The 14,284-nt window shown below is 61.3% G+C and carries 11 protein-coding genes; 7 read left to right on the plus strand and 4 right to left on the minus strand.

Features of this window, described 5'->3' with window-relative positions; translation table 11 throughout:
• The first annotated feature begins 54 nt into the window (after positions 1–54).
• Positions 55–1,179: an OpgC family protein gene (locus PspR32_RS20290; protein WP_036996666.1), complete on the plus strand. Its 1,125-nt coding sequence runs from the start codon at positions 55–57 to the stop codon at positions 1,177–1,179.
• A gap of 62 nt (positions 1,180–1,241) precedes the next feature.
• Here PspR32_RS20290 and PspR32_RS20295 read toward each other — a convergent pair whose 3' ends face one another.
• Positions 1,242–2,663 carry an amino acid permease gene (locus PspR32_RS20295; RefSeq protein ID WP_010221004.1) on the minus strand — a complete coding sequence of 474 codons (1,422 nt, stop codon included), beginning with the start codon at positions 2,661–2,663 and terminating at the stop codon, positions 1,242–1,244.
• Positions 2,664–3,100: 437 nt separating this feature from the next.
• Here PspR32_RS20295 and PspR32_RS20300 point away from each other — a divergent pair, with 437 nt between their 5' ends.
• A complete protein-coding gene (locus tag PspR32_RS20300; protein WP_159389081.1) occupies positions 3,101–6,235 on the plus strand; it encodes a transglycosylase domain-containing protein in 3,135 nt (1,044 codons plus the stop codon).
• On the opposite strand, the gene PspR32_RS20305 is transcribed toward PspR32_RS20300, so the two are convergent.
• Positions 6,232–6,732 carry a C40 family peptidase gene (locus PspR32_RS20305; protein WP_159389082.1) on the minus strand — a complete coding sequence of 167 codons (501 nt, stop codon included), beginning with the start codon at positions 6,730–6,732 and terminating at the stop codon, positions 6,232–6,234. The genes PspR32_RS20300 and PspR32_RS20305 overlap by 4 nt on opposite strands.
• Before the next feature lie 225 nt (positions 6,733–6,957).
• Here PspR32_RS20305 and PspR32_RS20310 point away from each other — a divergent pair, with 225 nt between their 5' ends.
• Both PspR32_RS20310 and PspR32_RS20315 read left to right on the plus strand, forming a co-directional pair.
• Positions 6,958–7,530, plus strand: coding sequence for a PadR family transcriptional regulator (locus PspR32_RS20310; protein ID WP_010221001.1), 573 nt, complete (start codon positions 6,958–6,960; stop codon positions 7,528–7,530).
• Positions 7,527–8,297 (plus strand): siderophore-interacting protein, encoded by a 771-nt coding sequence (locus PspR32_RS20315; protein WP_010221000.1) that lies wholly within the window; start codon positions 7,527–7,529, stop codon positions 8,295–8,297. Before PspR32_RS20310 ends, PspR32_RS20315 begins: the two co-directional genes overlap by 4 nt.
• Positions 8,298–8,306: 9 nt before the next feature.
• On the opposite strand, the gene PspR32_RS20320 is transcribed toward PspR32_RS20315, so the two are convergent.
• Entirely contained in the window at positions 8,307–8,960 is a 654-nt protein-coding gene (locus PspR32_RS20320; RefSeq protein ID WP_010220999.1) for a Pr6Pr family membrane protein, read from the minus strand.
• Positions 8,961–8,964: 4 nt separating this feature from the next.
• Positions 8,965–9,186, minus strand: coding sequence for a VF530 family DNA-binding protein (locus tag PspR32_RS20325; RefSeq protein WP_010220998.1), 222 nt, complete (start codon positions 9,184–9,186; stop codon positions 8,965–8,967).
• A 197-nt stretch (positions 9,187–9,383) separates the two neighbouring features.
• Between PspR32_RS20325 and PspR32_RS20330 the strand changes: the two genes are divergently transcribed.
• The 3 genes from PspR32_RS20330 (at position 9,384) to PspR32_RS20340 (ending at position 14,283) form a co-directional block, all read left to right on the plus strand.
• Positions 9,384–11,444: a TonB-dependent receptor gene (locus PspR32_RS20330; protein ID WP_100782823.1), complete on the plus strand. Its 2,061-nt coding sequence runs from the start codon at positions 9,384–9,386 to the stop codon at positions 11,442–11,444.
• A gap of 319 nt (positions 11,445–11,763) precedes the next feature.
• Positions 11,764–12,693, plus strand: coding sequence for an IS110 family transposase (locus PspR32_RS20335; protein WP_159389083.1), 930 nt, complete (start codon positions 11,764–11,766; stop codon positions 12,691–12,693).
• A 231-nt stretch (positions 12,694–12,924) separates the two neighbouring features.
• A complete protein-coding gene (locus tag PspR32_RS20340) occupies positions 12,925–14,283 on the plus strand; it encodes a carbohydrate porin (RefSeq protein WP_159389084.1) in 1,359 nt (452 codons plus the stop codon).
• Position 14,284: the final 1 nt, after the last annotated feature.

Genomic DNA, 14,284 nt, shown 5'->3' on the forward strand with positions numbered 1-14,284 from the left:
GATTGCCGTCGTCCGCCGGTCATTACTAAACCCACTGTTCAAGAGCCCGCTGCCATGTTTAACGGACGCGACCCGCGCATCGATTTTTTTCGAGGCCTGGCGTTGATCTTCATTTTCTGGGATCACGTCCCCCACAACCCTTTAGGCCAGGTCACCCTGCGTAACATCGGCTTTAGCGATGCCGCTGAAGTCTTCGTATTTCTCGCCGGCTACGCCGCAGTACTGGCCTATGGCAAAGTCCTGCAGCGAGACGGTTACCTGATCGCCTGCGTGAAGATCCTGCGGCGTACCTGGGTGCTGTATGTGGTGCATATCTTTCTGCTGGCGATGCTGATGGGCATCGTGTTCTTTGCCAACAGCCACGTGCAGACCCGCGACCTGGTTGAGGAAATGGGCCTGGTGCATTTCATCACCAACCCCCAGCAAGCGCTGACAGACGAGCTGTTGCTGCGCTTCAAACCCAACCTGATGGACCCGCTACCGCTGTACATCGTGCTGCTGGCCGGTTTGTCTCTGCTGCTGCCGCTGCTGATGCGCAACACCCTGGCCGTGGTTGGTGTGTCGATGGCGGTGTACCTGGTGGCACCCGGACTCGGCTGGAACCTGGCGAATTTTTCCGATGGCGTGTGGTACTTCAACCCGGTTACCTGGCAGTTCCTGTTTGTGCTCGGCGGCGCCGCGGCGCTTTACGGGCAACGGGCTCGGCCGCCGCAAACCCGGCCGTTGCGGCGCCAACCGCTGTTTCTGGCGGCAGCCGCCTATTCGCTGGCGGCTGGCATCGTTACCCTGTCCTGGCGCTGGCCAGAGCTTCACGATGCACTGATGCCGGCCAGTCTCAACACCCTGCTCTACCCGATCAGCAAGACCGATCTGTCGCCGGTGCGCCTGCTGCACTTCCTGGCCCTGGCCTACGTCACGGCCAAGCTGCTGCCGGGCAGCGGCTGGACGCAGAACTGGCTGGCGCAGCAAACCTGCCGCATGGGCCGCTACTCGCTTGAAGTGTTTTGCCTGGGGGTACTGCTGGCGCCCTTGGCGGACATGATCAATGCCATGGCCGGCGATGCCTTTGCCATGCAGATCTTCACCGCGCTGGTGGGCGTCGCGATCATGGCCCTGCTCGGTGCCTGGCTGGACTTCAATAAACGCCTGACCCAGCCGATGCGTGCGGTTGCCACCTGATAACGCAGGCAAAAAAAAAGCCCGTATCCATAGATACGGGCTTTTCACTTATCGCGGGAAGATCAGGACGCCGAACCTGCGGCACGCTGCTCCATGGTGCTTGGTGACAGCTTGAACACGTAGAACAGCACCGTCAGCATTACCAGGAACGCCGGGCCGATGTACAGGGCCACGCGGGTTTCCTCGAAATAAGCCATCAGGCCGACCACCAGGATCAGGAACGCCAGCGCCAGGTAGGAGCTCAGCGGCCACAGCCACATGCGGTATTTCAGGGCTGCACGCTCGGCGTTGCTCAGGCCGGCGCGGAACTTCAGCTGGGCCAGCAGGATCATCACCCAGGTCCAGATCGCACCGAAGGTGGCAATGGCAGTGACCCAGACGAAGACTTTCTCTGGTACCAGGTAGTTGGCCAGCACGCCCAGCAGCAAGGCTGCGATCGACAGCAGCAGGGCATTGCGCGGTACGCCGTTGCTCGAGGTACGAGCGAAGGTGGCCGGCGCCTGACCGTTCTGCGCCAGGCTATAAAGCATGCGCCCGGTGCTGAAGATGCCGCCGTTGCATGACGACAGCGCAGCGGTGATCACCACGAAGTTGATGATACCCGCAGCGGTCTTGATGCCCAGACGCTCGAAGGTCATCACGAACGGGCTGCCCTGGCTGCCGATTTCGTTCCACGGGTAGATCGACAGGATCACGAACAATGCACCGACGTAGAACAGCAGGATGCGCCAGAACACCGAGCCGATGGCCTGCGGAATGGTCTTTTGCGGGTTGCGCGCTTCACCGGCGGTCAGGCCGATCATCTCGACGCCCAGGTAGGCGAACATCACCATTTGCAGCGACATCAGCACGCCGGTCACGCCATTGGGCATGAAGCCACCGTTGCTCCAGAGGTTGGAGATGCCCATGGCCACGCCGTCGTTGCCAAAACCGAAGGCGATGATGCCGACGCCACCCAACACCATGGCGATGATGGTGACGATCTTGATCAGGGCGAACCAGAACTCGAACTCACCAAAGGCCTTGACCGCGATCAGGTTGATCGCGCCCATGCTGCCCAGGGCTGCCAGGGCCCAGATCCAGCGCGGCACTTCCGGGAACCAGATGCCCATGTAGATGGCCACTGCGGTGATTTCCGCCACGCAGGTCACCAGCCACAGGAACCAGTAGTTCCAGCCGGTGAGGAAACCCGCCAACGGGCCGAGGTAGTCTTGGGCGTAGCGGCTGAAGGAGCCGGCTACCGGGTTGTGCACGGCCATTTCGCCAAGGGCGCGCATGATCACCAGGATCGCCAGGCCGCCGATGATGTAGGACAGCATGATAGCTGGCCCGGCCATTTCGATGGCCTTGGCCGAACCCAGGAACAGGCCGACACCGATACAGGCGCCCAGCGCCATCAGGCGAATGTGGCGTTCGCCGAGTTCTCGCTTGAGTGGGCCGCCTTGGGCGGTCTCACCATGAGAAGGGTGGTTGCCGACTGGCATAGAAATACAACCTCATTTTGTTATTGGATATGACCATTCGTGCAGGCCTGGCACCGCCGATAGGCTGGATGCGCTGCCTCGCCGGGCACCGCCTTGTGAGCGGCCCCGTCTGCCGGGTGTGCAAACCGGCAGAGCGAAAGGGGCGAGCAGTATAGAAAGGCCCCTGCAGGGTATTTCACTATATAAAGCCCGTTATTTGGCGAGAACTCTCGGCAAAAACCGCTTCTACGGAGGGGCATTCCCCGTGCTTTTTACCACTGCAGGAAACAAGGCGGCTAACATAGCACCAAAACGGGGCAATTCAAGCTCCACCAAAGGCGCATTTCTGACACGGTTTTGGGAAATCACTGCCATATGACTACAAATTTTTCACCAAACCCGGCCACCGTCTAAGCTTCAGGCAAGCAAGACGAAAATACGTAGCCGAGCTGAAGACTATGGGCGCATTGTGGCAATCGGAAACAGACAGTACGGAAACTCCCTCTGAACACCTCGATCCTTCGCCATTGCCGAAAAGCCCACGCCAGCGCCGTCTGTGGTGGCGGCTGTTGTGGTTGGTGCTGCTGCTCGCCCTGATCGCCCTGGGGTATGCCGCCACCGCCGAAATGCACACCTCGCGCCTGCAATCACGGGAATTCAGCCAATTTGCCGCGACCCTCAGTTATTCCATGCAGCCAGGCCCCAGCGATGCCATCCGCTACCCCGGCGACGGCCCGTTCGACAAGCGCCTGGGCTACAGCTCACTGGGTGAATTCCTACCGCGCCTGCTGAAGCGTGACTACGTGATCAACGAGCAGACGCGCTTTTCGCCTGCGCTTATGGACTATGTTGACCACGGTTTTTTCGTACCGTACGCCGAGAAGATCCAGGCCGGTCTGTCGATCACCGACTGCAAAGGCGATGCGCTGTATCAGTTCCACTATCCGCAATACCTGTACCCGGACTTCGCCTCGATTCCACCCATCATCGTCCACAGCCTGCTGTTCATCGAGAACCGCGACCTGCTTGATCCCAACGACCCGCTGAACAACCCTGCCGTGGATTGGCCGCGCTTTGCCAAGGCGGCCTACACCCAGGTCGCCAAGTACCTGGCCCTGCCCGGCCAGTCGGCGGGCGGCAGCACCCTGGCGACCCAGTTGGAAAAGTACCGGCATTCGCCCGACGGCCTGACGGCCTCGGGGAGCGAGAAGATCCGCCAGATGATTTCCGCCAGCGTGCGCGCTTATCAAGGCGGCCCGCAGACACTGGAAGCACGCCAGCGCATCGTGCGCGATTACCTCAACAGCGTGCCGCTGTCGGCGGTACCCGGGCATGGTGAAGTGCATGGCATGGCCGAAGGCCTGCGGGTCTGGTACGGCGCCGATTTTGCTCAGGTCAACCAGGCTCTGTCGTCCACCGCAAGTGATCCGCAAAGCCTGGCTGCCCGTGGTCTGGCCCTGCGCCAGGTGCTGTCGCTGATGATCGCCCAGCGCCGGCCCTCGCACTTTTTATCCAAGGGCCGTGCCGAGCTGGCGCTGCTGACCGACAGCCATATCCGCGTCCTCTCGGCCAGCAACATCATCGACAAGCCATTGGCCGATGCCGCCCTGGCCAGCAAGACCATTTACCGCGACTGGGTGGCCCAGCCGACCATTCAGCCGATCGTCACCAACAAGGGCATCAGCGTTGCCCGCAGCCGTCTGTCTTCGGCCCTCGGCCGACCGCTGTACGACCTGGACCGTCTCGATCTGTCGGCCACCAGCACCCTGCAATCGGACTTGCAGGGCCAGGTCAGTCAGTACCTGAAAGACCTGGCCGACCCGGCCTTTGCAGAAAAAATGGGCCTGTTCGGCGAACGCCTGTTGACCCCGACCAGTACCACCCAGGTGCGCTACAGCTTCACCCTGCTCGAGCGCACCGCCGACGGCTCAAGGGTGCGGGTGCAGACCGACAGCACCGACCAACCGTTCGACATCAACGAAGGCAGCAAGCTGGAACTGGGCTCGACCGCCAAGCTGCGGGTACTGACCAGCTACCTGGAAATCATCGGCGAACTGCACGACAAGTACGCCAACACCCCGGCTGCGGAGCTTAAGAAAGTCCCGGTGGCCGAATTGGACTTCATCACTCGCTGGGCCATCGACTACCTGATCCAGAACAAGGACCGCGACCTCAGCGCCATGCTCAACGCCGCGCTGGAGCGCAAGTACTCCGCCAGCCCCGGCGAAGCCTTTTTCACCGGCGGTGGCCTGCATGTGTTCAACAACTTTCGCAAGGAAGACAACGGCCGCATTCCGACGCTCAAGGACGCCCTGCGTGAATCGATCAACCTGCCGTTCATTCGTCTGATGCGCGACCTGGTGCGTTACAGCACCTATCAGCAGCCGGGTAATAGCGCCAGCCTGCTCAAGGACGATGCCGAGCCGCGCCGCCAGGAATACCTGGCACGCTTTGCCGACAAGGAAGGCACCGATTACATGCGCAGGTTCTGGAAGAAGTACCAGCGCAAAACGTCGCAACAGCGTCTGGATACCTTCCTCGACAGCCTGCGGGTCACGCCGATCCGCTTGGCCGCGGTGCACCGTTACCTGTTTCCGGAGGCCGACCAGGCCACCTTCAACGCCTTCGTCCAGGCGCACCTGAAAAAAGACCGGATCGAAAACAAGACCCCGGCCACCAAGCAGAACACCGTTACCGAGAAACGTCTGCAAGATCTGTACGAAGCCTACCGGCCCGGCGCTTACGACCTGCCCGACCAGGGCTTTATCGCCAAGGTCCATCCGTTGGATTTGTGGCTGCTCGGCTACCTGCTGCAACACCCCAGCGCCACCTTCCAGCAAGCGGCCGATGCCAGCCACTTCGAGCGCCAGGAAGTCTATGGCTGGCTGTTCAAAAGCCGACACAAGGGTGCGCGCGACAGCCGCATTCGCACCCTGGTGGAGATCGAAGCCTTCCTCGATATCCATCAACGCTGGAAACGCGTCGGCTACCCCTTTGACCACCTGGTGCCATCGCTGGCCACAGCCATCGGCAGCTCCGGCGACCGTCCGGCAGCCCTCGCCGAGTTGATCGGCATCATCCAGAACGATGGCGTGCGCCTGCCGGTGCTGCGCATCGATACCCTGCACTTTGCTGCCGATACCCCTTACGAAACCCGCTTGACCAGCGACCCCGACCTCGGCCAACGGGTGCTCTCGGTAGAAGTCGCCCGGGCTCTGCGCGGCGCCCTCTCGCAAGTGGTGGATGCCGGTACCGCGCGGCGGGTGTCGGGCAGCTTCAAACTGGCCGACGGCACCCCGCTGGTGATGGGCGGCAAGACCGGCACCGGTGACAACCGCATCGAAAGCTTCGGTGCCGGCGGACGGCTGATTGGCTCACGCTCGTTGAACCGCACCGCGACCTTTGTGTTTTTCCTCGGCGAAAACCACTTCGGCACCCTCACCGCCTTCGTGCCCGGCAGAGCGGCGGAATCCTTCCGCTTTACCTCGGCGCTGCCGGTGCAGGTGCTCAAAGGCATGGCGCCGCTCCTGATGCCGTACCTGGAGCCTGGCAGTCACACCCTGTGCAAACCACCGCGGATGGTGCAGCGCTAGCCACCGTGAAAGCGCTTGGCAGTCATGAAGCTTTTGCTCCAGTAGCTGTTGCGCAGCGAATCGATACGGATGTTCTTGCCGGCGCGGGGGGCGTGGATGAAACGCCCTTCGCCGATATACAGGCCAACGTGGCCGATCCGGCCCTGGCCGTTGCGATTGAAGAATACTGCATCACCGCGCTTGAGCTGGCTCTGCCTGATGGTCTGGGCAGCGGACTGGAGCATGGCCGTCGTGGTGCGCGGTATCTTGATATCGGCCTCATGGCGAAACAGGTAGACCAGCAGGCCGCTGCAATCGAACCCGCCCTTTACCGACATGCCGCCCCAGCGATAGGGCACGCCGATCAGTTGGTGTGCACGCTCGACCAGACGATCGAGGTTGGTGTCCAGCTCATGCCGCACACTGTGCTCACGTGCAGTCTGGGTAAGCGAGAAATTGGCCTGGGCAAAAAATGACAGGCCCCAGAGCAGCCCGATGAAAAAAATGGAAGGTGCCACGGTGAAATACTCACGGATGAAGAAAACGTGGCGAATCTTAGGGATGACTTCCGCGCGTGTAGATCAAGGCAATCCGAGAGTTCTGTAAGAAAAACCTTAAGAGTTCCTACGCGTTTTTCCGGTTACCGCCTTTACTTCATGAGAAATATTCCTATTCTCCCGCTTGATTTAAGATATATCTTGAGTAATATCTGAAGATACATCTAACCCAAACGGAGACACCCAATGCGTGACCATCATTCCCATCACCGCGAGCATGGCGAGCGGCACGACGGCTTCGAGCGTCGTCACGGCCGCGAACGTGGCGACCGCGGCCCCCGCGTCTTTGCCCCCGGCGACCTGAAATTGCTGCTGTTGTCGATGCTGGCCGAGCAGCCTTGCCATGGCTATGACCTGATCCGCCAGATCGAAACCCTTTTCGATGGCAGCTACAGCCCCAGCCCCGGGGTGATCTACCCGACCCTTAATTTTCTGGAAGAAGCCGAGCTGATCAGCGGCAAAACCCAAGGCAGCAAGCGTCTTTACGGCATCACTGCAGCGGGCCAGAAATCCCTCGCGGACCAAGCTATTGCCCTGGACGGCGTGCGCATGCGCATTGAAGTCAGCAAACGCTCGTTGCGTGGCCACGATCGCCCGGCAGAAATCCACGAAGCCGTGCACAACCTGCGTCATGCCCTGCAAATGCATAGCGGGCGCTGGAACCCAACGGAAATCGAGCGGGTCCGTACGCTACTGAACGACACCGCCAAAGCCATCGTCGCAGGGCCTATTGCGACCTCAACGGAGAAAGCCGAATGACTGTTAGCGAAAACACCACCATTCACCGCGTCAACCACGAGATCAAACACCGTCGCCTGAACGTGCTGCGGGTCACCGAGCTGACCCCGCGCATGCGCCGCATCACCGTCGGCGGGCCGGAGCTGCAAGGCTTTACCAGCGTCGGTAGCGACGATCACGTCAAGTTGATGTTTGCCTGCTCGGAACAAGAGCAGGCTGCGCTCGACAACCTCGATTTCAGCCGCGATGGCGTGCGCCCGACCATGCGCGAATACACGCCACGGCGCATTGATCTGACGAACGGCGAAATGGATATCGACTTTGTCCTGCACGGCGACGGCCCTGCCTCGACCTGGGCGGCCCAGGCGCAGGTCGGCCAGGTACTCAACATCGCCGGGCCTCGTGCATCGATGGTGGTCCCGGACATCTTCGACAGCTACCTGCTGATCGGTGATGAAACCGCCATCCCGGCCATTGCCCGACGCCTGGAAGAGTTGCCGGCCGGGCGCAAGGTACTGGCGCTGATAGAAATCGAAGATGCCCGGGAACAACAACCGCTGCCGAGCGCAGCGCAAGTCGAGGTCATCTGGGTGCAACGCCACCAGCAGGCCTTGCTTGAGGTCATCAAGGGGCTGTCGCTGCCAGGCGGTCAGTTGTACACCTGGGTCGCTCTGGAGAAATCGCTGACGCGCCAGGCCAAGCGTTTGCTGGTCGATGAAAAAGGCGTGAAGGAAGAGCTGATCAAGGCTGTCGCCTACTGGCGCCTCGACCCGCACGACGACGAGTAACAGGCTACCTCAGGGTTGCGTCCTGGCCTTGGCCAGGCGCCCGCCCTGCCAATGATCGAGGCCGAGCAACAGCAGGCTGATGGCGACAAATCCGCCCAGGATCGACAGCGCATTGAGCAGCACCTGCGCGTAACCCAATTCGGCAACATCGATGAACGGGTAGGGATAGACCCCTATCACATGCCCACGCAGCAGCGTGTAGGCAAAATACCCCGCCGGGTACAGCAGCCAGGCCAGCAGATGCCTGAAACGCAGGCTGCCCTTTTCTACACAACACCACCAATAAGCCACGAACAGCAGCGGCATGACGTCGTGCAGCAGCTCGTCCGCCAGCCATTGCCAGCCCTGCGGGTGCCACAGGTGACGCAACAACAGGCTGTAGGCGAGGCCCACGAGAATAATGCTCGCGGCAATCCCGGAACTGATCCAGGGCGCGAGAAAAAAGCGGCGTAGCGGCGAGTCGCGGCCGAATGCCGCGTGACTGAGCACTACGGCGACCAGGGTGTTGCTGAGCACGGTGAAAAAACTGAACAACGTCACCAGGCCGCCCAGCAAGCTGGCCTGCTCTTGCCAGCGCGCCAGCAACAGCAGGTACATCTGGATCGCCAGCGCGCTCCAGCCCAGGCACGCGGCCAGGGCGATGAACAGCCTGCGCCGGCTCACCGGCTCAGCGGCCGCGTTGCATTTTCAGGTACAGGCGCTCGACCTTCTCCCGGGCCCAGGGCGTCTTGCGCAAAAAGGTCAGGCTCGACTTGATGCTCGGGTCGCTCTTGAAGCAGCGGATATCGATGCGCTGAGCCAGGCCGTCCCATTGGTAGTGCGCTACCAGCGCGGTAAGGATCTGCTCCAGGGTCACGCCATGCAGCGGGTTCTGATTAGCGGCGGTCATGCCTGTGCTCCAGCCAACGAAAGGTGCGCACCTTAGCCGAGGCACGGCTGCAAGTCTTCAGACTTTTCGCATTCAAGGTGCTGCTTACAGACATTCTAGTGTGGGCAAAGGCTCTAGCCAGCGCATGGGCGTTTTATCTTTAACGGTAATGTTATACTGTATCAATACTATAACACTGCCAAGGACCCCTTCCCTCCATGCGTCACTTACCCCTGCGCCTCTCCCCCCTCGCCGCCGCGCTCTGGCTGGCCTCACCCTTGAGCCAAGCCGTCGAGCTGCAACCTCAGGTGATCACCGCCAACCCGTTGGGTAACAGTGAACTGGCCGCGCCCAGCACCGTGCTCGACGGCGACGACCTGACCCTGCAACAGAAAGGCAGCCTCGGCCAGACCCTGAACAACCAGCCCGGTGTTGCCTCGACCTGGTTCGGCCCCGGCGCCAGCCGCCCGGTGATCCGCGGCCTGGACGGCGACCGGATCCGCATCCTGCGCAACGGCGTCGGCGCTCTGGATGCTTCGTCGCTGTCCTATGACCACGCCGTGCCGCTGGACCCGGCCACCGTTGAACGCATCGAAATCGTCCGCGGCCCGGCGGCCCTGCTCTACGGTGGCAACGCCATTGGCGGGGTAGTCAACAGCTTCGACAACCGCATCCCGACCTCGCCCATCGACGGCATTCACGGTGCCGGTGAGTTGCGCTACGGCGGCGCCGACACCACCCGCAGCAGCGCCGGCAAGCTGGAAGCGGGTGACGGCCGCTTCGCCCTGCACCTGGACGCCAACAGCCGCCAGTTCAATGACCTGCGTATTCCCGGTTACGCCCGCAGCTCGAAAGTGCGCGACGCCGACGAACCGGGCAGCAAGCATCGCCTGGAAAACAGCGACGGTCGCCAGGACGGTGGCGCGCTGGGCGGTTCCTATCATTGGGATCACGGCTACGCCGGCCTTTCCTACAGCCGCTACGACTCCAATTACGGTTCGGTGGCCGAGCCGGGCGTACGCCTGGACATGCAGCAAGATCATTACGGCTTCGCCTCGGAACTGCGCGACCTCGACGGCCCGTTCAGTTCGGTGAAGGTCGACCTCGGCTACACCGACTACCAGCACCGCGAGCTTGAGAGCGGCGAGGTGCACACCACGTTCAAGAACAAGGGCTACGAGGCGCGGGTCGAGGCCCGGCACCAACCGTTGGGGCCGGTCGAAGGGGTGATTGGCGCCCAGGTCAGCCGCAACGAGTTTTCCGCCCTCGGCGAAGAAGCCTTTGTACCGCAGACCGACACCAACAGCCTGGCGCTGTTCATGCTCGAGCAGTGGCAAGCCACCGAACGCCTGAACCTGAGCCTGGGCGGACGCCTGGAACACACCCGGGTCGAACCCGACAGCAAGGGCAGCGAGCGCTTTGCCGAGGCCGATCGCTCGAGCAGCTTCACCGCCGCCAGCCTGTCGTCTGGCGCAGTCTACGAGCTGACCCCGGTCTGGTCCCTGGCCGCAACCTTGGGCTACACCGAGCGCGCACCGACCTTCTATGAGCTGTACGCCAACGGCGCCCACGTCGCCACCGGCACCTACGAGGTCGGCGATCCGAACCTGAGCAAGGAGAAAGCCATCTCCAGCGACCTGGCCTTGCGCTTCGACAATGGCACGCACAAGGGCAGCGTCGGCGTGTTCTACAGTCATTTCCGCAACTACATCGGCCTGCTGGCCAGCGGCAACCTGCGCGAAGGCCATGACCACGACCATGATCACGGCGATGAAGAGCACGATCACGACCATGATCATGACCACGGCGGCGATGTGCCCGAATACCTCTACCACGGGGTTCGCGCGCGCTTCTACGGCATCGAGGCCCAGGACCGCTGGCAATTGGCGCAAAACCGCTACGGCAGCTTTGCTCTGGAACTGTCCGGCGACTACACCCGGGCCAAGAACCTCGACACTGGCGAAGACCTGCCGCGCATCGCCCCGCTGCGCCTGAACAGCGGCCTGCTGTGGGAACTGGACCGCTGGCAGGCACGGGTGGATGTGCAACACGCCAGCGCCCAGCACAAAAAACCGGCCAATGAGACCAGCACCGACGGTTACACCACCCTCGGCGCCAGCGTGGGTTACCGCTTCGACATCGGCCAGAGCCAGTGGCTGGCCTTTGTCCGCGGCGAGAACCTCACTGACCAGACCGTGCGCTACTCAAGCTCGATCCTGCGCGACATCGCCCCGGCACCAGGGCGTAGTGTCGAGGTTGGCCTGCGTACCACCTTCTAAGTCAACACCCATCCCGAGGGAGCCGGCCTTGCCGGCGATTGGTCGTATTGGTCTGCGCCCAGTCAGCGCCTGATGTGCTGATTGTGCCAGCCTCATCGCCGGCAAAGCCGGCTTGTGTCTTGAGGTAGGAATAGAATCAGAAGTGAGAGCGGTGAATGGCAAGCTGTACGCCGGTAGTGCTTAAAGCACGTGTGGGAGCAAAGCTGCCATTCACCTCTCCACTCTGGCCCGAGCCCGAACAGTTGATTGAGCGCCTCTCGAATCACAAGCGTGGGCCAAGCCAGAGCGCTCTCACAACTGAGTGTAAGAGGGTTCAGCCATGTTGTCTTCTGTTGGAATCGACACTGCCAAAGCCACTTTGGAAATCTGCATCAAACCTCAGAAAATCCGCTTCGAAGTGGCCAACAACTCCGCAGGCTTCGAGGCGTTGCTTGAGCGTCTGAAGGACTTCAAGATCAGTCGAGTGCTGATCGAAGCGACCGGCGGCTACGAGAAAGATGTGTTGATCGCCCTGGCCTCAGCAGGACTGGAAACCATCTGCATCAACCCGGCCCGTGCGCGGAAATTCGCCGATGCCATGGGTAAAAAAGCCAAAACCGACAAGATCGACGCCGAAGTCCTTACGGACTTCGCTGCACACCTCAGCGCCCCTCAAGGCCAACCGGTCAGCCCTGAACGCGAAGAGCTGCGCGAGTTGGTGAAGCAGCGCGCCCAATTTGTGCAGAGCCGTGATGACTACAAGCGGCGTCGCCAGCAATGTCGCTCGGCAACAGTGATGGCCCACTTCGATGAGCATATAGAGCAGCTGAAAGTGCTGATCAAACGCCTCGACGAAGAAATTGACCAGGCGATGGTGCAACTTGACGATACCAGGGCGCGTCAGTTGTTGGCGGTGAGCGGAATCGGTCGGGTAACCGCCGCAAATCTGCTCGCCTCACTGCCTGAACTGGGGCAGTTGGACCGCCGTCAAATCGCCGCGCTGGTGGGCGTAGCGCCTTACAACAACTATAGCGGTAGCCATCGAGGGCACCGCCAGATATGGGGTGGTCGGGCGCATGTAAGGCGAGTGCTGTACATGTCGAGCTGGATCATCATCCGTCACAACACGGAATTTAAAGCACGCTACGAAGCACTTCGGGAGCGTGGCAAGTGCGCCAAGGTAGCCCTCGTAGCCTGTATGCGGGTGCTGATCGTCAGGCTGAATGCAATGCTGCGGGACAATACCCCTTGGCGAGTGCAAACAGCCTGATCAAGACAGTTGCTCCCACAAGGGATCAGTGTCACCTGCCTCAGCCGGACTGTTACCGATCCGGCAACGGTGACTCTTGCTGAATTGACTTTTTTTCTTACAAGTTCAGCTATATCCTCCCCGCCGCAAGCTGAACCGCTTCAGTTTATTTCCCTGCAGCCTTATCGCCGATGATCCTCGGAACTCGGTGGCCTTGCCGTTTTTTCAATAATCAAAAGATAGCGCTATCTCATGCCTCAGAATGATCGTTTCCGCTTTTCCCCCGCCACCCGGACACTGCTTTCGGGTCTGGCCATCGCCAGCCTCGCGCCTTGCGCCCAGGCCGCGGCGATGTTCGCCAGCGACTCGCCATGGATGCTTGGCGACTGGGGCGGCACCCGCACGGAGCTGGCTGAACGCGGCTACGACTTCACCCTCGGTTACACCGGCGAGATGGGCGCCAACCTGCATGGTGGCTACGACGATGACGAAACCGCGCGCTACAGCGGCCAGTTCGCCCTCGGCAGCCACCTGGACCTGCAGAAGATCCTCGGCTGGCACGACGCCGAGTTTCAGTTGACCGTTACCCAGCGCCACGGCGACAACATCAGCAACGACCGCATCAATGACCCACGGGTCGGTGGCTTTACCTCGGCCCAGGAAATCTGGGGCCGTGGCCAGACCTGGCGGCTGACCCAGATGTGGATCAAGCAGAAGTATTTCGACGGCGCGCTGGATGTGAAATTCGGCCGTTTCGGCCAGGGCGAGGACTTCAACAGCTTCCCGTGCGACTTTCAGAACCTGGCGTTCTGCGGCTCCCAGGTGGGCAACTGGGTCGGTGACATCTGGTACAACTGGCCAGTCAGCCAGTGGGCGCTGCGGGTCAAGTACAACCTGACCCCAGAGCTGTACGCGCAAATCGGCGCCTATGAGCAGAACCCCTCCAACCTCGATCGCGGCAACGGTTTCAAGCTCAGCGGCAGCGGTACCCAGGGCGCGGTGATTCCGGTCGAACTGGTCTGGAGCCCGGCGGTTAACGGCCTGAAAGGGGAATATCGCGCCGGTTACTACTACAGTAATGCCAAGGCAAGCGATGTCTACAAGGACAGCAACGAACAACCGGCAGCACTGAGCGGCCAGGCTTATCGCAGCAGTTCGAGCAAGCACGGCTTCTGGCTCGGTGCCCAGCAACAGGTGACGTCGCTGGCATCAGACCACTCGCGAGGGTTGAGCGTATTCGCCAACGCCACGCTGCACGACAAGAAGACCAATGCCATCGACAACTATGTTCAGGCAGGTGTGGTGTACAAGGGGCCCTTCGATGCCCGCGCCAAGGACGACATCGGTTTCGCCCTGGCACGCGTGCACGTCAACCCTGCCTACCGCAAGAATGCCCAGGCCATCAATCAGGCCCGCGGCGTCAGCGACTACAACGATCCCCTGTTCCGTCCGATCCAGGACACCGAGTACAGCGCCGAGCTGTATTACGGCATCCACCTGGCCGACTGGCTGACCGTGCGCCCGAACCTGCAGTACATCCGCCATCCCGGTGGCGTGAGCCAGGTCAATGACGCACTGATCGGCGGGATCAAGATCCAGAGCAGTTTCTAAC

Source organism: Pseudomonas sp. R32 (assembly GCF_009866705.1).
Lineage (GTDB): Bacteria > Pseudomonadota > Gammaproteobacteria > Pseudomonadales > Pseudomonadaceae > Aquipseudomonas > Aquipseudomonas donghuensis.